This window comes from Variovorax sp. F042 (assembly GCF_057814215.1).
The window spans coordinates 1110705-1129548 of the sequence record NZ_JBVASX010000001.1 but is presented as its reverse complement, the minus strand read 5'-3'; the positions used below and the strand labels follow the sequence as shown (position 1 = coordinate 1129548).

Annotated in this window: 20 protein-coding genes; 9 read left to right on the top strand and 11 right to left on the bottom strand. The window is 67.7% G+C overall.

All coding sequences use genetic code 11. The annotated features are described in order from the left end of the window. Nucleotides 1-28: 28 nt before the first annotated feature. Both ACZYSP_RS05425 and ACZYSP_RS05420 read left to right on the top strand, forming a co-directional pair. Complete coding sequence (locus tag ACZYSP_RS05425; protein WP_093055659.1) at nucleotides 29-667, top strand: DUF1345 domain-containing protein; 639 nt, start codon at nucleotides 29-31, stop codon at nucleotides 665-667. Further along, on the top strand, nucleotides 664-1407 hold the full coding sequence (locus ACZYSP_RS05420) for a hypothetical protein (protein WP_256216611.1): 744 nt from the start codon (nucleotides 664-666) through the stop codon (nucleotides 1405-1407). The genes ACZYSP_RS05425 and ACZYSP_RS05420 overlap by 4 nt, the downstream gene beginning before the upstream one ends. Nucleotides 1408-1420: 13 nt before the next feature. Here the strand turns inward: ACZYSP_RS05420 and ACZYSP_RS05415 are convergent, their stop codons facing one another. Beyond that, nucleotides 1421-2347, bottom strand: coding sequence for a LysR family transcriptional regulator (locus ACZYSP_RS05415; protein ID WP_093073326.1), 927 nt, complete (start codon nucleotides 2345-2347; stop codon nucleotides 1421-1423). A 183-nt stretch (nucleotides 2348-2530) separates the two neighbouring features. Here ACZYSP_RS05415 and ACZYSP_RS05410 point away from each other — a divergent pair, with 183 nt between their 5' ends. Next, the gene (locus ACZYSP_RS05410; RefSeq protein WP_093073328.1) at nucleotides 2531-3385 is read left to right on the top strand and encodes a hypothetical protein; all 855 of its coding nucleotides are present in this window, start codon (nucleotides 2531-2533) and stop codon (nucleotides 3383-3385) included. Here the strand turns inward: ACZYSP_RS05410 and ACZYSP_RS05405 are convergent. After that, nucleotides 3327-4829, bottom strand: coding sequence for a short-chain fatty acyl-CoA regulator family protein (locus ACZYSP_RS05405; protein ID WP_489013056.1), 1503 nt, complete (start codon nucleotides 4827-4829; stop codon nucleotides 3327-3329). The two genes, ACZYSP_RS05410 and ACZYSP_RS05405, sit on opposite strands and share 59 nt — an antisense overlap. 405 nt (nucleotides 4830-5234) lie before the next feature. On the opposite strand from ACZYSP_RS05405, the gene ACZYSP_RS05400 reads away from it, so the two are divergent. Next, a complete protein-coding gene (locus tag ACZYSP_RS05400; protein WP_093073331.1) occupies nucleotides 5235-5588 on the top strand; it encodes an alpha/beta hydrolase in 354 nt (117 codons plus the stop codon). A 73-nt stretch (nucleotides 5589-5661) separates the two neighbouring features. On the opposite strand, the gene ACZYSP_RS05395 is transcribed toward ACZYSP_RS05400, so the two are convergent. Further along, entirely contained in the window at nucleotides 5662-6246 is a 585-nt protein-coding gene (locus tag ACZYSP_RS05395) for a DNA-3-methyladenine glycosylase I (protein WP_093073333.1), read from the bottom strand. A gap of 64 nt (nucleotides 6247-6310) precedes the next feature. On the opposite strand from ACZYSP_RS05395, the gene ACZYSP_RS05390 reads away from it, so the two are divergent. Next, on the top strand, nucleotides 6311-8050 hold the full coding sequence (locus ACZYSP_RS05390) for a dipeptidase (RefSeq protein WP_489013053.1): 1740 nt from the start codon (nucleotides 6311-6313) through the stop codon (nucleotides 8048-8050). Between the two features lie 137 nt (nucleotides 8051-8187). After that, nucleotides 8188-9927, top strand: coding sequence for a dipeptidase (locus ACZYSP_RS05385; protein WP_093073337.1), 1740 nt, complete (start codon nucleotides 8188-8190; stop codon nucleotides 9925-9927). 1 nt (nucleotide 9928) lies between these two features. On the opposite strand, the gene ACZYSP_RS05380 is transcribed toward ACZYSP_RS05385, so the two are convergent. From ACZYSP_RS05380 to ACZYSP_RS05350, 7 genes are all read right to left on the bottom strand, one after another. After that, nucleotides 9929-10246, bottom strand: coding sequence for a chaperone modulator CbpM (locus tag ACZYSP_RS05380; protein WP_093073339.1), 318 nt, complete (start codon nucleotides 10244-10246; stop codon nucleotides 9929-9931). Nucleotides 10247-10248: 2 nt separating this feature from the next. Continuing rightward, the gene (locus ACZYSP_RS05375; RefSeq protein ID WP_093055677.1) at nucleotides 10249-11211 is read right to left on the bottom strand and encodes a DnaJ C-terminal domain-containing protein; all 963 of its coding nucleotides are present in this window, start codon (nucleotides 11209-11211) and stop codon (nucleotides 10249-10251) included. Nucleotides 11212-11266: 55 nt separating this feature from the next. Further along, nucleotides 11267-11911 (bottom strand): histidine phosphatase family protein, encoded by a 645-nt coding sequence (locus tag ACZYSP_RS05370; protein WP_093073341.1) that lies wholly within the window; start codon nucleotides 11909-11911, stop codon nucleotides 11267-11269. Between the two features lie 12 nt (nucleotides 11912-11923). Then, a complete protein-coding gene (locus ACZYSP_RS05365) occupies nucleotides 11924-14326 on the bottom strand; it encodes a penicillin acylase family protein (RefSeq protein WP_489013049.1) in 2403 nt (800 codons plus the stop codon). A gap of 94 nt (nucleotides 14327-14420) precedes the next feature. Beyond that, nucleotides 14421-15002, bottom strand: a complete 582-nt coding sequence (locus ACZYSP_RS05360; protein WP_093055682.1) for a glutathione S-transferase family protein — start codon at nucleotides 15000-15002, stop codon at nucleotides 14421-14423. 30 nt (nucleotides 15003-15032) lie between these two features. After that, nucleotides 15033-15671: a CDP-alcohol phosphatidyltransferase family protein gene (locus ACZYSP_RS05355; protein WP_093073345.1), complete on the bottom strand. Its 639-nt coding sequence runs from the start codon at nucleotides 15669-15671 to the stop codon at nucleotides 15033-15035. Between the two features lie 76 nt (nucleotides 15672-15747). Beyond that, complete coding sequence (locus ACZYSP_RS05350) at nucleotides 15748-16488, bottom strand: glutamine amidotransferase (protein WP_093075082.1); 741 nt, start codon at nucleotides 16486-16488, stop codon at nucleotides 15748-15750. A gap of 110 nt (nucleotides 16489-16598) precedes the next feature. On the opposite strand from ACZYSP_RS05350, the gene ACZYSP_RS05345 reads away from it, so the two are divergent. From ACZYSP_RS05345 to ACZYSP_RS05335, 3 genes are read left to right on the top strand one after another with little or no spacing between them, the layout of a single operon-like run. Next, on the top strand, nucleotides 16599-17060 hold the full coding sequence (locus ACZYSP_RS05345; protein ID WP_093073347.1) for a hypothetical protein: 462 nt from the start codon (nucleotides 16599-16601) through the stop codon (nucleotides 17058-17060). Further along, nucleotides 17061-17525, top strand: coding sequence for a ribonuclease HI family protein (locus ACZYSP_RS05340; RefSeq protein WP_093073349.1), 465 nt, complete (start codon nucleotides 17061-17063; stop codon nucleotides 17523-17525). It abuts the gene before it with no gap. 33 nt (nucleotides 17526-17558) lie between these two features. Further along, nucleotides 17559-17813 carry a DUF3297 family protein gene (locus ACZYSP_RS05335; protein WP_093055689.1) on the top strand — a complete coding sequence of 85 codons (255 nt, stop codon included), beginning with the start codon at nucleotides 17559-17561 and terminating at the stop codon, nucleotides 17811-17813. Between the two features lie 6 nt (nucleotides 17814-17819). On the opposite strand, the gene ACZYSP_RS05330 is transcribed toward ACZYSP_RS05335, so the two are convergent. After that, nucleotides 17820-18842 carry a DUF2272 domain-containing protein gene (locus ACZYSP_RS05330; RefSeq protein ID WP_093073351.1) on the bottom strand — a complete coding sequence of 341 codons (1023 nt, stop codon included), beginning with the start codon at nucleotides 18840-18842 and terminating at the stop codon, nucleotides 17820-17822. Nucleotides 18843-18844: the final 2 nt, after the last annotated feature.

Below are 18844 nucleotides of genomic sequence, written 5' to 3'. Positions count from 1 at the left end.
ACTCCAGCGACACAGATTCCTCCGCCAGATGGCCGCCCGGCCGCGACTCTTCATTGCCACGGCCATCGCCATTGCGACCGGCGTGCTCATACCCTCGGCTGTCGAAGCCCACCTGGTCACGCGCCTGCTGATCGCGTGGAACACGGGAGCCTGCCTGTACGTGCTGCTGGCCGCGGTCATGATGACCCGGTCGTCGCAGCAGCACATGCGCTATCGCGCGCAGATGCAGGACGATGGGCAGATCGTCATCCTCGTGCTGGTGGTGGTGTCCGCCATTGCGAGCCTGGCGGCCATCGGCGGCGAACTCGCGGTGGTGAAGGACATGCACGGCCTGGAGAAGATCGCGCACATCACGCTGGCCGGGCTCACGGTGATGTCGTCGTGGGCCTTCACGCAGATCATGTTCACGCTGCACTACGCGCATGACTACTACGCTGGGGCGGGCCAGGGGCGAAAACCCGGCCTCCAGTTTCCGGATGACGACCCGCCGACCTACGGCGACTTCTTCTACTTCTCCGCGGTGATCGGCACCTCGGGGCAGACGGCGGATGTGTCCTTCGTGTCCAAGCCTCTGCGGCGCATCGGCTCGGTGCATTGCATCCTGGCCTACCTCTTCAACACGACTGTGCTCGCGTTGCTCATCAACATCGGCGCGAGCATGTTTTGAGCACGCCGGCACGCCATCGAAGATTCGTCGCCGCCACGGCCCTGCTGTGCCTCGCGCCGGCCGCATGGGCCGACGATGAACCGGCCGAACTGCCATTCAAGCTCACCGTGGGCGCCTACCGGGTTTTAGGCGGCGGTCTTCCCGCAGGGCCAGGGCTGGACATGAACCTGCGCTACACCTACGGCGACGGCAATGTCTGGATCGGCTGGTTCCGCTCGCCGGTACTCGACTTCGCGCAGCCGCGCGTGGGGTGGGACCACACCTTCACGCTGGGGCCGGTGCGGGTGCTGCCGTCGTTGCAGGCCGCCTCGGGTGGGTTCGTGGGCGGCAGCCTGGCGGTGGAAACCGGCGACAGCTGGTTCGTCGGCGCGGGGCTGGGCCGCACCAACCTTCGCAACTACGCGAACCTGAACTTCGACCCAAACGATTCGTACACGGTGTATGGCGGCTACAAGTGGACGGACGGCACGGCGCTGTCGCTCTCGCTGATCCGCGACAACCGGCTGAACCCCGACCAGCAGGACGTGCATCTGATCTACCGCGTGCCGTTGCCCGAGCGGCAACGCCTGACTGTCGACCTGCTGGCCAAGCAGGGCACTGTCGATGGCCGGTTCATTCGCCGCGCGGGCCTGACAGTCACCTACGACTGGCCGCGCTGGTTCGTTCGCGCGGCCTACGACCCGAAGGTGAACTTCACCGCGCAGGACATGGTGCGGCTGTCGGTGGGCACGCGGTTCTGAAGAGAAAAAACGCTCAGAGCAGTTCGATTCCCGGCAGGCTCCTGAAGCAGTTCTCTCGCGTGATGCGCACGAAGTCCGCCAGCCACGGCTGCTCCGACGTGCCCGGCGTGCATGCCATGTAGAGCCGCCCCGTCAACCCCTTGCTGCCCACGCGCCGGGCTGTGACGTAGCCGCGGTCCAGGTAGTTCTGCACCGCCCACAGCGGCAGTGTTGCCACGCCGCGCCCGCTCGCCACCAGCTGCAGCATCGCCACCGTGAGCTCGGTCGTGCGCCGGTGCGCAGGCTCCGCGCCCGCAGGCGCCAGCACCTGCCGCACGACGTCGATCACTTCATCGGGCACGGGGTAGGTGATGAGCGTCTGGTCAGTGAAGTGGCGCGCGGTGAGATAGGCCTTGGCCGTCAGCGGATGGTCGTTGGCCAGCAGGGCCATGATTTCGAAGCGGAACAGCGCGTGATAGTCCACCGCTTCGTCGGAGCCTTCCCTGGACACGACCGCCACTTCGGCGCGGTTCTGCGTCACCAGCGCGATCGGGTCGGAGTGAAAGCCCGAGACGATGTCGAGCTCGATCTCGGGCCAGCGTTGGCGGAACGCATCCATTGCCGGCATGAGCCAGTCGAAGCAGGCGTGGCACTCGACCACGATGCGCAGCTGGCCGCTGCGCCCCAGCGCGAGCCGCGCCACGTCGCGCTCGGCTTCTTCGATGAGCGGCAGCGCCGTGTCGGCCAACTGCAGCAGACGCAGGCCGGTGGTGCTGAACTGCGGCGGCACCGACTTGCGCTCGAACAGCTGTGCGTCGTAGCGGTCTTCGAGCAGCTTGATTTGGTGCGACAGCGCCGATTGCGTGAGGTTGAGCAATTGCGCCGCGCGCACCAGGCTGCCGGTGTCGCGAAGCGCGATGAGCGTGCGCAGATGACGTATTTCGAGGATCGACTGGAGCATGAAAATTATTCAATCGAATTTGCGAAATATCTCGGTTGAATCATATGCCTCGCGGCCGGTCACATCCAGTTGCTTGGCTGCAAGCCGGCACGTTTCGATTCCATGGCGACGAGCCTGAACTTTTGAGTTACTTCACAAGATGGCGCGACGTGGGGAGCGGGCAGGTGTGCCAATAATGGCACCATGCTCTCTCCGATCCGTCTTTCGCCGTTCCGTTTCTCCCTGTTGCTTTTGCTGTTTCTGGCCCCGTTGATGGGCTGGGCGCAGAACCGCGCGGAAGCACTCCTGCAGTTCGAAGGCGTGCAGGCGCGCTACCAGGCTTCTTATGCACCCGGCGCTGTCGCGCGCGGTGCGAAGGAACTGCTTGACCCCGATGACCAGGCCATCGCCGACAAGGCGCTCAAGGCGCTGGACACGGCCGCCACGCGCGCATTCAACACCGCTGCCTCGGTGTCCGCTATCCAGCAGGAAGTGGCATCGGCAGGCAACGGCGGTGCCGCACTCAGCCCGCAAGTGCAGGCCGCTGTGGCCCGCTTCGTGAAGCTGCGCACCGACTACACCGCGATGAGCGAGGCCAGCAGGGCCGAGTTCTTCAACCGCGAGCGCGCCAAGCCGGCCGATCCCGTGCGCACCGAACTGCTCGAACGCATGGCCGTGGCCGATGTTCGCGAGATCGACTTTTCAAGCCAGCTGCTGATGAGCGCGGTGGTCAAGCAACTGGCGCGCGGCAACGGCGGACAACTCAGCTCGCTGCCGGACCGCACGCTCGACATGGCTCTCGACACGCTGTGGTCGCGTGGTGTGACGTCGACGCGCCCGCGCAACCTGATGCTGGTGGCGCGCGAGTTCGAAAAGCAGGTAACGCAGGCACTGCTCGCTGCGCTGCCCGATGCCGATGTGGCCGCCTTGCTGGCCTGGCGCAACGACCCGCAGGCCGCAGCCGAGCGCGAGGCCCTGGTGGGCACTTATCGCGCCGAGGTCAAGGGGAGCGGCGGGGTCGCGCTGCGGACCCTGGTGCGCGCTTGGCCGCGCTCCTGACGATCGCGTTGTTGCCGGACGGTGCTGCCGCGTAAGGCATGAACCGGCTCTGGTTCTCGTCCACGTCGAGCGGCCGGCCCACGAACGGAAACGCGCGCTGCGGGCAGGCCTCGCGCTCGCACACCTTGCAGCCCGCGCCGATGGGTGTGGGCACATCGGGATCGCGCAAGTCCATGCCCTTTGAATAGACCAGCCGCGTGGCGTGGCTGATGTCGCAGCCCAGCCCGATCGAGAAGGTCTTGTTGGGCGAACCGTAGCCGCGATAGCCGTGCGACACGGTGCGTGCAATCCAGAGATAGGCGCGTCCGTCTGGCATGCGAGCGAGCTGCGTGAGCACGCGGCCGGGCTGCGCGAAGGCCTCGTACACGTTCCACAACGGGCAGGTGCCGCCGGTCTTCGAGAAGTGGAAGTGCGTGGCCGATTGCCGCTTCGAGATGTTGCCCGCGCGATCGACGCGGATCAGGAAGAAAGGCACGCCTCGTGCCTCGGGCCGCTGCAGCGAACTCAGGCGGTGGCAGATGGTCTCGAAGCCCACGCCGAAGCGGCGCGCCAGCTGGTCGATGTCGTAGCGCAGCTGCTCGGCAGTTTCGAGGAACTCGCCGTAGGGCAGCAGCAGCGCGGCGGCGAAGTAGTTGGCCAGGCCGATGCGCGCGAGCGAGCGGGCCGTGTCGCTCGACAGCGGCGCGGCGGCCACCAGCTCGTCGAGCATGTCGCCCACTTCGAAGAAGGCGAGCTGCGTGGCGAGCTGGAATGCATGCTGCCCGGGCTCCAGGTAGGGCGAGAGCCGCAGCACGCGCGAGCCCGGGTCGTAGCGCCGCTGCGCGCCGGCCTCGCCGTCTTCGGCGGGCACAACCCGCACGCCATGCGCATCGAGCAACTGGCGCGCGAGGCGGTCGCCGGGGCTGCCTTCTCGCAGGCGCCATTGCGCGGCGAGGGCTTCGGCCGCTTCATCGAGCGGCGCGATGTGGTTCTGGTGCGCGAAGAAGAAGTCGCGCACTTCCTCGAAGGGCATGGGCCGCGCCTGCGGCATTCGTGCGAGATCGCCGCGTCCGTCGCCGAGTTCGCCTGCCAGTGCTTCGAGCCGCTCCATCGCATCGCGGTGGCGCTGGTGCAGCGCGACCAATGCGCGGCCCACGGCGGGCATCTGGGTGGCGACTTCGCGCAGCTCGGCCAGCGCGACGGCATCGCCGCCGGGGTTGTCGGCCAGTGCCTCGCGCAGGCTGGCGATGAGGCGCGCTTCTTCGTCTTCGGAGAAGGCCTGGATGTCGACGCCCAGCGTGGCATGCAGGCGCAGAAGCACCGGCACCGTGAGCGGCCGCTGGTTCTGCTCGATCTGGTTCAGGTAGCTGGGCGACAGGCCCAACTGCTGCGCGAGCGCGAGCTGGCTCAGGCCGCGCTCTTCGCGCAGGCTGCGCAGCCGCACGCCCATGAAAGTCTTCTTCATCGCTTGATCCGGTTATTCGCAAGATTCGCAAATACGGCGAGGCTCATTCGCAACCATTTGCCCAATCAAGCCTTCATTATGGGCACGATCTTTCTTGAATTGCGAATTGTGCAAAGGTCGCGGACCGGGCCCATTGGGGAGACAGAGAGCTTGCAGGCGAAGTAGCTGGCATGCAACGTGCTTGGATTTGCTTGCGCGATGGCCGTCGCTTGACGGGCTAGAAGAAAAGTACACAAACTAACCGCATTTCCGGCGACCGAAAGGGCAGTTGAGTTAGCCTCGACCGAAAGTTCCTCGTTATTGTTTCAATTTCATGAACACTGCGATTCGATTAAGCGGGGGTTTACCCTAGGAATCGCGGTGCACACTTGGGGCACCCAAAAGCCCAATGAAGAAGGAATTGAAATGAAGACCTCGAACATCCTCGCCGCCGCCGCTCTGTCCCTGCTCGCCGCCGCTGGCGCCCATGCAGAAACCTACGAAGGCGTTCAGCCCCTGACCTCCGGCTACAGCCGCGCCGAAGTGGCGCCCCAAGCCGTGGCAGCTGCCCGTGCCGGCAACGCTTATGGCGACAACGAAGGCGCTGCGTCGACCGCAACGCCCGCACTGGCCGCTTCGGTCGACCGCGCCACTGTTCGCAGCGAGGCTGTTGCCGCTGCACACGCACCTGGTCAGAACCTGCGTCCCGAAACCTTCGCTGGCAGCGTGATCCCCTCGCAAGCGAAGGGCCTGACCTTCACGCGTCAAGCCGGCCTGTAATTGAAGGCGGCGCAAGCCGCCTCAGTCACACGTCAATAAAAAACCGGACCTGCGAAAGCAGCGTCCGGTTTTTTCATTGGGGCTTGGGGTTGTGTTTGGCGCCGTGCCGGTGGCAGTCGTGCGCGTGGTCGTCCACGATGCCTGTGGCCTGCATCCACGCGTAGACGATGACGGGGCCCACGAACTTGAAGCCGCGCTTCTTGAGCGCCGCGGAAATATCCTCCGACAGCGGCGTCTTCACCGGAACGCTGCCGGTGCGGTTGACGATGGGCTTGCCGCCCGCCATGCCCCAGATGAATTCGGAGAAATCTTCGCCCGCCGCCTGCATCGCGAGGTAGGCGCGTGCATTGCCGATGGTGGCCTCGATCTTCGAGCGCGAGCGCACGATGCCGGCGTCCTGCATCAGCCGCTCGACATCGGCCTCGGTGAATTTGACGATCTTCTCCGGCACGAAGCCCTTGAAAGCCTTGCGGAACGCGTCGCGCTTGCGCAGGATGGTGAGCCACGAGAGGCCGGCCTGGAAGCCGTCGAGCATGAGCTTTTCCCACAGCGCGCGGCTGTCGTGCTCGGGCACGCCCCATTCGGCGTCGTGATAGGCGGCCAGCAGCGGGTCGGTCTGGGCCCAGGCGCAGCGGATCTTGTCGGTGCTGTTGTTCATTGTTCGTTCGATTCTTTGCTCGGCTATCGTCGGGGAGTGTTTTCAGAATGAGGGGGAGACCCTGATGCAGCATTTTCGATTTTCATTGTCGGCGCTTTCCTTGGGCGTCGCGCTCGCCCTTGGTGCGCAGGCGCACGCCGAAACCATCAAGAAGCCCCAACTCGATCAGCTCGCCGCCGCGTGGCAGGCCGGCAAGCCGGCCGCCGACTTCAACGCCTTCCTTGCGCAGGCTGCAAAGAGCCAGCCCGCGTTGCAGAGCAGCGTGAATGCGTGCCGCAGCAAGAAGGCCTCGCTGGCCGGCGACGACCTCGTCAACATCGCGCGCCTGCTCGGCCTCTACAACCGCCTGAAGAACCAGCAGGCCGTGATTGCGAGCATCGGCACCATGGTGGCGATTCCGACGGTGCGCAACGTGCAGGTGCCGCCCCATGAAAGCGCGTCGATCATCGAGTTCGGCCAGCTGGTGCAGAAGATGGCGACCGACTTCGGGCTTGCCTACCGCAACGTCGACAACCGCATCTTCGAAGTCAGCCTCAAGGGCAAAGGCGGCGAGGAGTTCGGCATCCTCACGCATTCCGACGTGGTGCCTGCGGTGCTGTCCGAATGGGTGCTCGACGATGGCACGCGGCTCGACCCCTTCAAGATGACCCGAGTGGGCGACTACCTCTACGGCCGCGGCACCATCGACGACAAAGGCTCCATCGCGGCCGTGCTCTATGCAATGAAGGCCGTGAAGGAAAGCGGCCTGCCCATCGAGCGCAGCATCCGCCTGATGATCGAGACCACCGAGGAAACCGGTGGCGACGCGATGCAGTACTACCGCACGAAGACGCAGCTGCCGGCCTACAACATCGTGCTCGACAGCAAGTACCCGGCCGTGGTTGCAGAGAAGGGCTCGGGCGCGCTGAAGGTGTTGTTCCCGGCGGAGCAGGCGGATGGCGCATCGACAGCCATCACGGCCATGAGCGGCGCCGCATCGGCCAACGCGATTTCGCAGACGGCGATGGCCACGCTCAAGGGCGGCGATCTTGCGGCCGCGCTCGCAAAGCTCGAAGCAGCAAAGCCGGCCTTCCTGCAGAAATACGAAGGGCAGGGCGGCAAGTTCGCCATCGACATTGCGCGCGGCGCCGACAGCATCGAGCTGAAAGTGACAGGCGTTTCGGCCCATGGTTCGCGGCCGGAGGAAGGCGTGAATCCGCTGCCGCGCCTCGCGCTGTTCCTGCAGGAGTCCGGCGTGCCACTGGCCGCCAACCACTACCTGAAGGCCGTGAAGTACATCGACGCGCTCTACGGTACCGGCTACCTCGGCGAGAAGATGGGCCTGGGCTACGCCGACGACTTCATGGGCCCGCTGACCTTCTCGCCCAACCTCGTGCGCATGGGCAATGACGGCAGGCTCGAAGTCACGGTCAACGCGCGCATGCCGCGCGGGCGCACACCCGACGAGCTGAAGGCGCAGGTCACGTCGAAGATCGATGCGTGGGCGAGCGCGAACAACGTGAAGCTCGAGGTTGCCTACGACCAGGGCAACTGGATGGCGCGCGACCCCAAGGGCGCGTGGCTCTCGACCCTCCTGAACATCTACGGCGACACCACCGGCCTCGAGGCCAAGCCGGTGCCCACGGCTGGCAGCACCACCGCGAAGCTGATGCCCAACGCCATCAACTTCGGCCCCGCGATGCCCGGCAAGAAGTACACGGCGCACAACGCCAAGGAGTACAAGGAAGTGCCCGACCTCGACGCCGACATGCAGATGTTCACCGAGATGCTGGTGCGCATCGGCAACCTGCAGCAGATGCAGTAACGCGCGCGGTTGGCGAACTTAACGCTGCGCTTTCTCCCTCGTGCGCAACGTTTCTTCGTAGTGCGCAGAGACCTGTCGCAGCGCGTGGCTCGGGTATCGTCGAAGGCTTCCATTTTTGTGAAAAGGGAGTCACGCACATGCTGCAATTTCGCTTCTCGTTGCCAGCCCTCACCATGGGCTTGATGGCAGTTGGCCTCACCGCACCGGCCTTCTCGGAGACGCTCAAGAAACCCGCGCTCGACCAGTTGGCCGCGGCCTGGCAAGGCGGCAAGCCCGCCTCCAGCTTCAACGCTTTCCTGGCCCAGGCCGAGAAGGCCAACCCCGAGCTGAAGCCCGCCGTGGCCGCCTATCGCAAGAAGGCACCGCTGGCTGGTGACGACCTCACCAACATCGCGCGTCTGCTCGGCCTGTACAACCGCCTGCACAACCAGAAGGCCGTGATCGCGAGCCTCGGTGCCATGGTGGCGCTGCCGACTGCGCGCAACGTGCAGATCCCGCCGCACGAGAACCCGACGATCATCGACTTCGGCAAGCTGGTCGAGAAGATGGCGCGAGACTTCGGGCTTGCGTATCGCAACGTCGACAACCGCATCTTCGAAGTCAGCCTCAAGGGCAAGGGCACTGAAGAGTTCGGCATCCTCACGCATTCCGACGTGGTGCCCGCGGTGCTTTCAGAATGGGTGCTCGACGACGGCACGCGGCTCGACCCGTTCACCATGGTGCGCGTGGGCGACCGCCTCTACGGCCGCGGCACCATCGACGACAAGGGCTCCATCGCTGCCGTGCTCTATGCAATGAAGACGGTGAAGGAAAGCGGCCTGCCGATCCAGCGCACCATGCGCCTGATGATCGAGACCACCGAGGAAACCGGTGGCGACGCCATGGAGTACTACCGCGGCAAGGTGCCGCTGCCGGCCTACAACATCGTGCTCGACAGCGGCTACCCCGCGGTCGTGGCCGAGAAGGGCGCGGGCTCGCTGAGTGTGTTCTTCCCTGCGGAGAAAACCGATGGTGCAGTCACCGCGATCACGGACATGGGCGCAGCCGCCGCGGTCAACGCGATTTCGCAGACCGCCACCGCCACGCTCAAGGGCGGCGACCTCGCTGCGGTGCTCGCAAAGCTCGAAGCCGCGAAGCCGGCCTTCCTGCAGAAGTACGAACCGCAGGGCGGCAAGTTTGCGATTGCCATCACGCGTGACGGGGACAGCATCGCCATCAAGGTCACCGGCACCTCGGCCCATGGCTCGGAGCCCCAGAACGGCGTGAATCCGCTGCCGCGGCTGGGCCTGTTCCTGCTGGAGTCCGGTGTGACGCTGGCCGACAACCAGTTCCTCAAGGCGGTGAAGTACGTCGATGCGCTCTACGGCACCGGCTACCTCGGCGAGAAGATCGGCCTGGGCTACAGGGACGACTTCATGGGGCCACTGACTTTCTCTCCCAACCTGATCCGCACCGGTGCCGACGGCCGGGTGGTCGTGGCGGTCAACACGCGCATGCCGCGCGGCCGCACGCCCGAAGAACTCAAGGCCCAAGTCACCGCGAAGATCAATGACTGGGCTGCGGCGAACAAGGCCACAGTCGAGATCAAGTACGACCAGGGCAACTGGATGGCGCGCGACCCTTCTGGCCAGTGGCTGACGACGCTGCTCAACATCTACGGCGACACCACCGGCCTAGAGGCCAAGCCCGTATCCGCGGCCGGCGCCACCACGGCCAAGCAGATGCCCAACGCGATCAGCTTCGGCCCCGGCATGCCCGGCAAGAAGTACACCGGGCACAACGCCAAGGAATACAAGGAAGTGCCCGACCTCGACGCCGACCTGCAGATGTTCACCGAGATGCTGGTGCGCATCGGCAACCTGCAGCAGATGCAGTAGCTCAGCGCAGGCCGCGCGCCTGCAGCACCGCCTTGAGCCGGCGCACCTCGTGCTGCAGGTCGAGGATCAGCGCGGCAGCGTCGAGCCCCACGCCGAAGTCGCGCTCCAGCCGGCGCGCTTCGAGCGCATGTTGCAGGTCGGCGCTGGAGAACTGCCAGCGCTCGGGCTGGGTCTCGGTCGTTTCGATCCGCAGGATGCCGACCTCGACCAGTTGCACGACCCAGGCGGTGTCGGCGCCAACGGCGTGCGCCAGTTCACTCGCCGCGAGCGGTTGCGAGGTGCTGACGGCGGTGGCGGTTGTGACAGTGAAATTCACCATGCTCAGACTCCCAGATGCTGGCGTGGGTGGAACGATGCCGTGGCTTGCGCCAGCTGTTCGTAGGCTTTGCGCGCATCGTCGCTGTCGGCGGGCGGCAGCGCAATGTCGAGCAGCAGGTACAGGTCGCCGGGCGTCTTGCCTGCGAAGCCACGGCCCTTGAGCCGCAGCTTCAGGCCGTTGCGCGCGTTGCGCGGCACGGTCACTTCGACCACGCCGCCGGTGGGCGTTGGCACCTGCACCTGCGCACCCAGCGCGGCTTCGGTGGGCGTGATGGGCAGCGTCATGTACAGGTCGCGCTCTTCCACGCGGTACAGCTTGTGCGGCGCGATGCGCACTTCGAGGTACAGGTCCCCGGGCGGCTCGCCGCCGTGGCCGGGCATGCCTTGCCCCGCGAGGCGGATGAACTGGCCCGGGTGCACGCCCGGCGGGATCTTCACGCTGAGCGTGCGGTTCTCCCACTGCGGGTGGCCCTGTGCGTCGACGGTCTGCGCGCGCAGCGTGATCTCGCGCTCGGCGCCGTTGAGCGCGTCTTCGAGCGTGATCTCGATGGCCGCGTGATGGTCTTCGCCGCGCGCGCGGAAGTTCTGCCGCGCGGCGCCGCGGCGTTCGGCCTCGCCGAACAGCGACGAGAAGAATTCGCTGAAGTCAGCGTGGTCGGCCGGGCCCTGGCGCGGGCCGCGGTGAAACTCGAAGCCTTCGTCCCAGCCCGGCGGTGGCTGGAAGTCGCCCTCAGGATGGCCTCCGCGCGCGACACGATCGGCCAGCGCGTCGTAGGCAGCGCGCTTTTCCTTGTCGCCAAGCACGTCCTTGGCCTCGTTGATGTCGCGCATGCGCTTCTCGGCGTCAGGCTCGGTGCTGACGTCGGGGTGGTACTTGCGGGCGAGCTTGCGGTAGGCCTTGCGCACTTCGTCGTCGGACGCGGTGCGGTCGATGCCCAGTGCGCTGTAGTAGTCCTTGAATTCCATGGTGTGTGGCGGTTCGTTGGGTGGACGGCAACAAGGCCCGAGGAGTGGGGGGAGGCTAGGCCAGGGCTGCGTCGCCGTCGGCTTGCCGCAGCAGCGGCGTCACGGCCCATGTGGGGCCGCGGCGCTCGAAACGCAAGGGCTGTGCATTGCCGAGCAGGCCGACGTCGACCGGCACGCCCAGCAGGGCGGCCAGCGCGTAGAGCGTGCCGCCATGTGCCACCACCAGCACCGGGGCGGGCAGCCGCAGGGCCGTGTCGAGCGCGTCGCGCGTGCGTGTGACGAACTGCGTGAGCGTTTCGCCGCCCTCTGGCTCACATGCCCAGTCGATGTTGGCGGACGAGGTGCCGATCAGCGCGCCGAAGTTGCGCTCGCGCAGCGCGGCCTGTGCGGCCGGCACGAGCTTCAGCGTCGTGGCCACGGTGTACGCCGTGTCGTGCGCGCGCCGCGCGTCGCTGCACACGACGGTGCTGATCGGCTCGCCGGCCAGCAGCCCCGCGGCGCGCGCGGCCTGCTGCAGACCAAGCTCGCTCAGGGGCTCGTCCACCGCCTGGAAGATGCGCAGCGCATTGCGGCCGGTCTGCCCGTGGCGCAGGAAGTAGAAGTGATCGCAGGCTGGCGACAGCGGCTGCGCCTCGGCGATGCGGATCAGTTCGCCGAGCCCGCTCGGGGCGGTGTGGGAAGGGGCGGTTTGCTGTGACATGGATGGGCGGTGTCAGTACGCGAGCTGCAGCGGAGTGCCTTCGCGCTGCGCCCGCACGTCGGCGGGGTGGAATGGCAGCGGGTGCCACTGCTTGGCCGCGAACAGCGGCAACTGGTCGTAGGCGCGCGGCGAAGCCGGGTCGCTGCTCTGGCCGTAGGTCAGCAGGCCTTGAGCAACCGGGCCGTTGGCGTCGAAGGTCACGACTTGCATGTAGCTGCTGCCGTAGTTGACGTTGTAGCCCTTCGGGTCTATCAGCGACTGGCCCTGCGACTCCAGCTTGTTGAGCACGCCCTCGAACTCGTCGCCGCCGTGCAGCGCGATCTTCTGGCCGCGCACCAGGCGCGACTGCGGCACGCCCAGCGGCACGTCGGCCGCGAAGCCGGCGGTGCGCAGGATGCCGACCGCGTCGCCCAGCGCCTTGAACACGGCTTCGCGCGTGGCCGGCGTGGCCATGTCGAGCCCGGCGGGCGTCGCCACCGGCTGCGCGGGGTCGAACGGCACGCGCCAGACCTTGGGCACGTCCTTCGTCTTGCGCCAGAACTCGCGGAACAGCGGTGCGCCCTTCGAGTCGGCATTGCTGGTGCGGTCCCAGGCGGTGAGCACGCGGCAGCCGAGCGCCTGATCGGTGGTGAGCGTGTTGCCGGCGGCGCTGCAGGCGGCCTGCAGGTCGGCCATCACCAGCATGCCTGCGAGATTCCTGTCGCGGAAGATCACGCTGCGCAGCTCGGCCGCGCCCATGCGGTTGCCGGGCAGGCCGTCGCCGCCCGAGAGCCGGCCGCGGATTTCCATGATCGCGCTGCGCGTGCGCAGCCGTTGCGGCACGCCGATCGGGCCCACCAACGGCGACACGCCAGCCATCGGCGCGGTTTCGGGGTTGCTGAGCCAGAAGCTGTCGTTGCTGTTCTGCACGTAGTCCGGCGTGATGAGCACCGGCATGCGCGCCGGCGCGATGATGCCGGGCGCGGCGGCCGCGCTGTCGCGGTTCCATGCGCAGGCGCTGCGCGAGCCGTCGAGTACCGGCAGCCCGGCCGCGTTGAGCAGCGCGGCGGCGGCAGGCGAAGGCGCGCAGCTCTTGAGCATGTCGGCCGATACGTCGGGCACCACCGACAGGTCGGCGTACATCGCGTTGCCGTCGCGGTCGGCCGCAATGGTGTTGATCCACGGCATGCCCTGGTTGCCCATGGCGGCGCGTAGCTCGGTCACGTTGCGGGCCAGTGCCATCTTCATCCAGCTCTCGGCCGAGCGCACGTTGAGCGTGTTGGCGTCGCGGATGGCGTAGGCCTTCTGCGCGGTCCAGCCCAGGCCGGCGCGCGACAGCGAGATCACGGGGCCCCAGTCGGTCGAATAGAAGGTGTGCTGCACCGGCGGCGCGGTGCCGCCCGTTGCCGCGGCGGGCAGTGCCACGGTGCGCGCAACCATCTTCTTCGGCTGGCCGTCGACCAGGTACACCGTCGGGTCATTGGGGTCGAGCTTCAGCTCGTACAGCGTGAAGCGCTTGCCGGTCGACACGGTGTGCGTCCAGGCCACGTCCTTGTTGAAGCCGATGGCCACCACCGGGCTTAGGCCGCCGGTGGCGCCCATCACGTCGAGCTTGCCGGGGATGGTGAGGTGCATTTCCCAGAAGCGGTTGGTGCCGGTCCACGGAAAGTGCGGGTTGCCCAGCAGCAGGCCCTTGCCGTCCGGCGTGGCATTGCGCCCGAAGGCCCAGCCGTTGGAGCCGAGCTCGCCGCCCTCGGGGTTGGCGTTGAAGCTGTGGCGGCCGATTTCGGCCACGGCTTCCTTCAGGTCCACCGGCGCGGCGCTGGTCTTGGCGCCGGGGGCGGGCGGCACCGCGGCCAGCACTGCGCCCGCCAGCGCGCCCAGGCCGCCCTGGATCATCGACATCTCGGTGGCGCGCGACAGGTCGCCAGTCGTCATCGGCCGCACCCAGGGCTTGCCGCGGCAGGCTTCGGGCAACCCGTTGGGGCCGGCGTCTTGCAGGTAGCGGTTGTAGCCGGCCACGTAGCCGCGCAGCGCGGCCTGCACGTCGGGGCTCGTGGTAGCGCCTGCACGCGCCAGCGCGGCGTCGTCCATGTGATAGCGGATGAACAGGTCGATCTGCGCATTCGGCGCGCGGCCCAGGCCCAGGTCGCCGGTGTTCTGCGCGCCCAGGAACTGCGAGCGCTCGCCGCGCAGTGTGAGCAGGTGCTCGGCCGTCTGGCAGACGTTGTCCTGCGCATGCGCATAGGCGCTGCCGTACGCCAGGCCCTCGTAGTCCGGCGCGGTGATGTGCGGGATGCCGAAGGTGGTGCGCTCGATGGTCACGCTGCGCCCGCCGGGCGGCGGCGTGCTCGCGCAGGCGGCGAGCAAGGCGACCAGGCCCACGGAAAGGGCCGTGAGCGAAAACCGGGAAGGCGTGGCGTTCTTCGATGTCATGCGGGCGTCTCTCTTATTGGAAAGGAACAAGGAAGCCGATTAAAGGACGTACCTTTGCCGCGCGTTGTCACCAGCGCGGCATGCCGCGCAGAGTTCAGCCGAACTTCATGCCCTTGGGCCGGGCCTGCAGCCGGTCGATGTAGGCGTCGAGCGTAGGCCGGTTCAGGACGCCGCCGAAGGCGCGGTGCCAGATGAGCATCGAGCCGATCATCACGTCGGCCGCGGTGAATTGCGCGCCGAACAGGTAGGGGCCGTAGCGCAGTTCGCGCTCGACCGCGTCCTTGGCCGCTTCGAAATTGGTCCAGCCGCGCGCGCTGTTGTTGCTGCGGATCTTCAGGATGGCGTCGCCCATCGCGGGCTCCAGCTGCGCGGTCGAATAGACCATCAGCGACAGGTAGCGGCCCCGGTCCGGTGTGCCGACGGGGGGAGCGAGCCGCTTGCCGGGAAACTTCTCGGCCACGTACATGCAGATGGCGGCGTTCTCGAAGACGCGCGCCTGGCCGTCGACCAGCGCCGGCAGCTTGCCCGCAGGGTTGATCTTCAGGAACTCAGGCTTCTTGTGCGCCTTGTCCTTGAGCAGGGTGGTCACGATCTCGTAGTCGGCGCCGGCTTCGTCGAGCATCCACTTGGCGATGTGCGAGCGGCTGTGCGGGTCGAAATACAGCTTCATGGTCATCGGCGTGTCTCCTTCGTCTCGAGTGAGCGGTCAGAACTTCGGGATTCGCAGCGTCTTGCTGATCATGAGCGTGCCCGACAGGGCGAACAGCAGCGTGAGCGGATGCAACTGCCACGGCCCGATGACCCAGGCGCCGCCCCACAAGGCGCTGCCGATGTGGCCCTGCCAGGCCGCGTATGCCAGCACGCCCACCAGCACCACGCTGGTCGGGATGGGGGTGCCCTCGAAGTACTTCACCTTGTCGGAGCCGGCCGACAGTGCCTCGGCCGTCACGTTGAAGCGCGCAAGCCGGCTCACGCCGCAGCCCACGAAATAGATCAGGATCACGCAGTCCCAGCCGCTGTTCAGTCCGGCTGCGAAGCCGAGCGCGGCGGGCGCCATGCCGAAGGAGATGATGTCGGCCAGCGAGTCGAGCTCGCGACCGAGGGCAGATTGCGTCTGGCGCCAGCGCGCGATCCGGCCATCGAGCACGTCGAAGATGAAAGCGGCCGGTGCGAGCGCGGCCGACCACAGGAACTGCGCGAGCGACTGGCTCGCCATGAAGGCCATTGCGAGGAACACCGCGCCCACCCCGCAGGCTGCATTGCCGAGCGTGAAGGCGTCGGCCAGGTGGAATTCCCGGAGCATCGAAAAATGCTTGCGGGTCGGCGCGGGGGAGGGAGTGGTCATGAAAGATGGGTTGGGCAAACGGCGAATGGACCGCACCTTAACCGAAGCGAAACGCGCTTTTTGTCAGCGCATGGCGTCAGACGCCGTGATGCGCTTCGACGATCCGTGCGAAGCGCCCGAGCAGGCCGGCCGCTGCATCGGTCGGGACCACGTGCTCGCGCAGTGCGGCCGGGTCGGTGCCGGCGCGAGCCAGGTCGCCGGCCAGCTGGTCGATGTAGCCGCGCATGACGTCGGCGTCGAACTCGGGGTGGAACTGCACGCCCCAGGCATGCGCGCCCGCGCGGAACGCGTGCACCGGCTCGTGGTCGTTGCCGGCCAGCCGCACTGCGCCTTCGGGCAGGCGCAGAGCGCTCTGCCAGTGCACCGCGTGGGCCGGGAACTGCGCGGGCAGGCCGTGCAGCAACTGGTCGGTAGCGGCGGCATTGTCGAGCGTGACGGTCACGGTGCCGACCTCCGCGCCCTGCGGGTGGTCGCCGGCCTCGCCGCCGAGCGCATGCGCGAGCAACTGGTGGCCGTAGCAGATGCCGAGCACCGGCGTGTCGCGCGCCACGAGCTGCGCGAGCCAGGCGGCCGTGGTCTCGCTCCAGGGTTCGCGGTGCGACACCATCGCGTGCGAACCCGTGACGACCGCGCCTGACACTTCGGCCGGGTCGGGCAGGGCGTCGCCGCGGCGCGGATCGACCACCAGCAGGGGCAGCGCGTGCGTGTCGAGCCCGTCGGCGATCCAGTGCTCGAAGTCGCCGCGCTGCGCGCGCAGGGCCTCGAAGGTGTCTCCAAGCTTGACGATGACGAGCGGGTGCGGGCGGTGGTTGTCCATGCCCGCGATCATGCCGCAGGTGCACAACGCGCTCGCAACGGCTACAGTGGATGACCCGGGGCGGTCCCCGGGTGTTTGACCTGACTGCAACCCTGCCGAAAAATCGACTGATGCGCACCTTGGCTGCCTCCCTCATGATCTTCGCTGCGGCGCTGGGCGCACATGCGGCGGAGGTGGTGCGCTGCACGGACGCCAGCGGGGCCATCTCCTACACCAACGTGGCTTGCCCGGCGGGTAGCAAGCAGTCGCGGCAGGTGCCGATCCTTGAGTCGCCGCCCGCCGAGGCGCGCCGGCCGGACTACACGCCGGCGCCGACCCCGACAGCACCGATTGCACCGCCCAACCAGGTGGCGAGCAATCCGCCCTCGGGCCCGGCCATCATCCCGCGCTATCCCGCCGACACGCAGCCCGCGGCGGCCGATCCCCCGGCCGTCGTCATCCTGAGCCCCGACCCGTACTACGACGGCGTGCGCCCCATTCGCCGGCCGCCACCGCATGCGCACGACCCTGGGCCGCCGCCCGGCCAGCGGCCCTGCCAGAACCTCGCAGGCATCAAGCGCGGCAACTGCTGAATGAGTGCAGGAGAAGCCAGGCCCGACAGCCTTCCGTGGACCGTCTACTGCGACGGCAGCGCCACGCCCAACCCGGGGCGCATGGGCATCGGCGCCGTCATCACCGCGCCTGACGGCAAGCGCCACACGCTGTCGCAAGCCACGCATGCCACAGGCTGCAACAACGAGGCCGAACTGCGGGCGCTGACGCTCGCGCTGCAAGACCTGCGCGAGCGGGGCGCGACGGCGGTGCGGGCCTATAGCGACAACAGCATCCTGGTCGAGCAGCTCGGCCCGGCCGGGGCGAAACCGATCGAGCGCCTGGCCGGCCTGTTCGACGATGCCCGCGCCTTGCTCGGCAGCTTCGACGACGTGCGCGTGCAGTGGATTCCGCGCCACCGCAACGGCGAGGCCGACGCACTGGCACGCGCCGCCTTGGGCTTCGCGCCCAAGCCGCCTGCAAGGCCCGCGAAGAAGCGGCGATAGGGTCGGGCCCGGGAGCCCCTATCATCACGCGCCATGACAGAAGCCACTCCCCGCCCACCCCTTCCCGACCACCTCTCCATCGATCCGCGCAGCCCGCACCACGTGGCCGCCGCGTTCGAGCACGACATCGGCATCCGTTTCAACGGCAAGGACCGCCTCGACGTCGAGGAATACTGCATCAGCGAAGGCTGGATCAAGGTGCCCGCCGGCAAGACCCTCGACCGCAAGGGCAAGCCGCTGCTGCTCAAGCTCAAGGGCACAGTCGAGGCGTACTACAAGGAAGCGTAAGCGCGCTCAGCGCCACTGCAGCAGCAGCGACCAGGGCTGGCGGCTCATGTGGCGATCGATGCACCCCGGAGCGCCCGGCGTGCATCCCTCGGGCAGGTAGCTCGGGTCCAGCCAGCGCGTGCCCGGCGCAAAGTCGAGCCGGCGCCGCGTGACCGACTGCAGCACGTTGCCGCCCACGGTGTCGAAGCCCGTGGCATCCACAGCCACCACCACGTCGCAATGCATGGGCAGCGGTTCGCCGCCGGTGTCCCGCGCGGCCAGCACTTCACCGATCTTGTCGAAGGTGTCGAATCCGGCGCCCGCGCCGCGTGCCTGGCAGACCAGGTCGCCGACGCGCGGCGGCGTGCGTGTCAGATCGCAGGCGCGCAGGGCGTAGCGCGTGGGGCGGCCCGCAGCCTCCTCGACGCCGGCTTGCCACGCAGCACCCGCATAGTCGACGTGTGCCTCGGAGAACACGAACTCGTCGTCCGCCAGCCCCGCCTGCCGCGCCAGCCAGCTGATGAAGGCCGCGGACCAGGGCGTGTCGATCACCGCGACCCGGCTCAGTGCGGCCTGAACGGCGCGCAGCTCCACTGAATCAAGCCCCTCGTCGGGGCCGACGCCCATGCCCTGCAGGCGCCCGGCCGTCGCTTCGTTCAACGCCTGCATCAGCAGGTGCCGGTCGGCGCCCCGCAGTGCGCCGAAGCGAACGAGCGACGGGAGCTGCGGATCGACGGCCTGCCAGTAGCCCAGCACCCGCTGCCATGGCGCGAGGCCCGGCACCGTGCGGCGCGTGTCCTCGGCTTCGGAGTCGCCGGCTTCGGTCATGCGGCCTTCGGCATCCATGGACTGGCCGCCGAAGGCCTCGTGCTCCTGCAGTGCGAAGGTCGCCATCGCGAGTGCGCGCGACGGTGAAGGGGCCTGCGTGGCCGTTTCGAGGCAGCCTGATGCAGCGGAAGCCAGGCCCGGCGCGGATGCGAGCAAGAAGGCTGCGGCACCCAGGGCCGCCATCGCCCATCGTGAGGCAGGGGGCGCGTCCGGTCGCAGCATGC

Coding starts and splice junctions, on each gene's coding strand:
- ACZYSP_RS05415 (WP_093073326.1), bottom strand. CDS start 2,347: ATGCTCCAGTCGATCCTCGAAATACGTCATCTGCGCACGCTCATCGCG.
- ACZYSP_RS05350 (WP_093075082.1), bottom strand. CDS start 16,488: ATGGACAACCACCGCCCGCACCCGCTCGTCATCGTCAAGCTTGGAGAC.
- ACZYSP_RS05410 (WP_093073328.1), top strand. CDS start 2,531: ATGCTCTCTCCGATCCGTCTTTCGCCGTTCCGTTTCTCCCTGTTGCTT.
- ACZYSP_RS05365 (WP_489013049.1), bottom strand. CDS start 14,326: ATGACATCGAAGAACGCCACGCCTTCCCGGTTTTCGCTCACGGCCCTT.
- ACZYSP_RS05385 (WP_093073337.1), top strand. CDS start 8,188: ATGCTGCAATTTCGCTTCTCGTTGCCAGCCCTCACCATGGGCTTGATG.
- ACZYSP_RS05395 (WP_093073333.1), bottom strand. CDS start 6,246: ATGAACAACAGCACCGACAAGATCCGCTGCGCCTGGGCCCAGACCGAC.
- ACZYSP_RS05425 (WP_093055659.1), top strand. CDS start 29: ATGGCCGCCCGGCCGCGACTCTTCATTGCCACGGCCATCGCCATTGCG.
- ACZYSP_RS05405 (WP_489013056.1), bottom strand. CDS start 4,829: ATGAAGAAGACTTTCATGGGCGTGCGGCTGCGCAGCCTGCGCGAAGAG.
- ACZYSP_RS05370 (WP_093073341.1), bottom strand. CDS start 11,911: ATGTCACAGCAAACCGCCCCTTCCCACACCGCCCCGAGCGGGCTCGGC.
- ACZYSP_RS05335 (WP_093055689.1), top strand. CDS start 17,559: ATGACAGAAGCCACTCCCCGCCCACCCCTTCCCGACCACCTCTCCATC.
- ACZYSP_RS05345 (WP_093073347.1), top strand. CDS start 16,599: ATGCGCACCTTGGCTGCCTCCCTCATGATCTTCGCTGCGGCGCTGGGC.
- ACZYSP_RS05390 (WP_489013053.1), top strand. CDS start 6,311: ATGCAGCATTTTCGATTTTCATTGTCGGCGCTTTCCTTGGGCGTCGCG.
- ACZYSP_RS05380 (WP_093073339.1), bottom strand. CDS start 10,246: ATGGTGAATTTCACTGTCACAACCGCCACCGCCGTCAGCACCTCGCAA.
- ACZYSP_RS05355 (WP_093073345.1), bottom strand. CDS start 15,671: ATGACCACTCCCTCCCCCGCGCCGACCCGCAAGCATTTTTCGATGCTC.
- ACZYSP_RS05360 (WP_093055682.1), bottom strand. CDS start 15,002: ATGACCATGAAGCTGTATTTCGACCCGCACAGCCGCTCGCACATCGCC.
- ACZYSP_RS05330 (WP_093073351.1), bottom strand. CDS start 18,842: ATGCTGCGACCGGACGCGCCCCCTGCCTCACGATGGGCGATGGCGGCC.
- ACZYSP_RS05375 (WP_093055677.1), bottom strand. CDS start 11,211: ATGGAATTCAAGGACTACTACAGCGCACTGGGCATCGACCGCACCGCG.
- ACZYSP_RS05340 (WP_093073349.1), top strand. CDS start 17,061: ATGAGTGCAGGAGAAGCCAGGCCCGACAGCCTTCCGTGGACCGTCTAC.
- ACZYSP_RS05400 (WP_093073331.1), top strand. CDS start 5,235: ATGAAGACCTCGAACATCCTCGCCGCCGCCGCTCTGTCCCTGCTCGCC.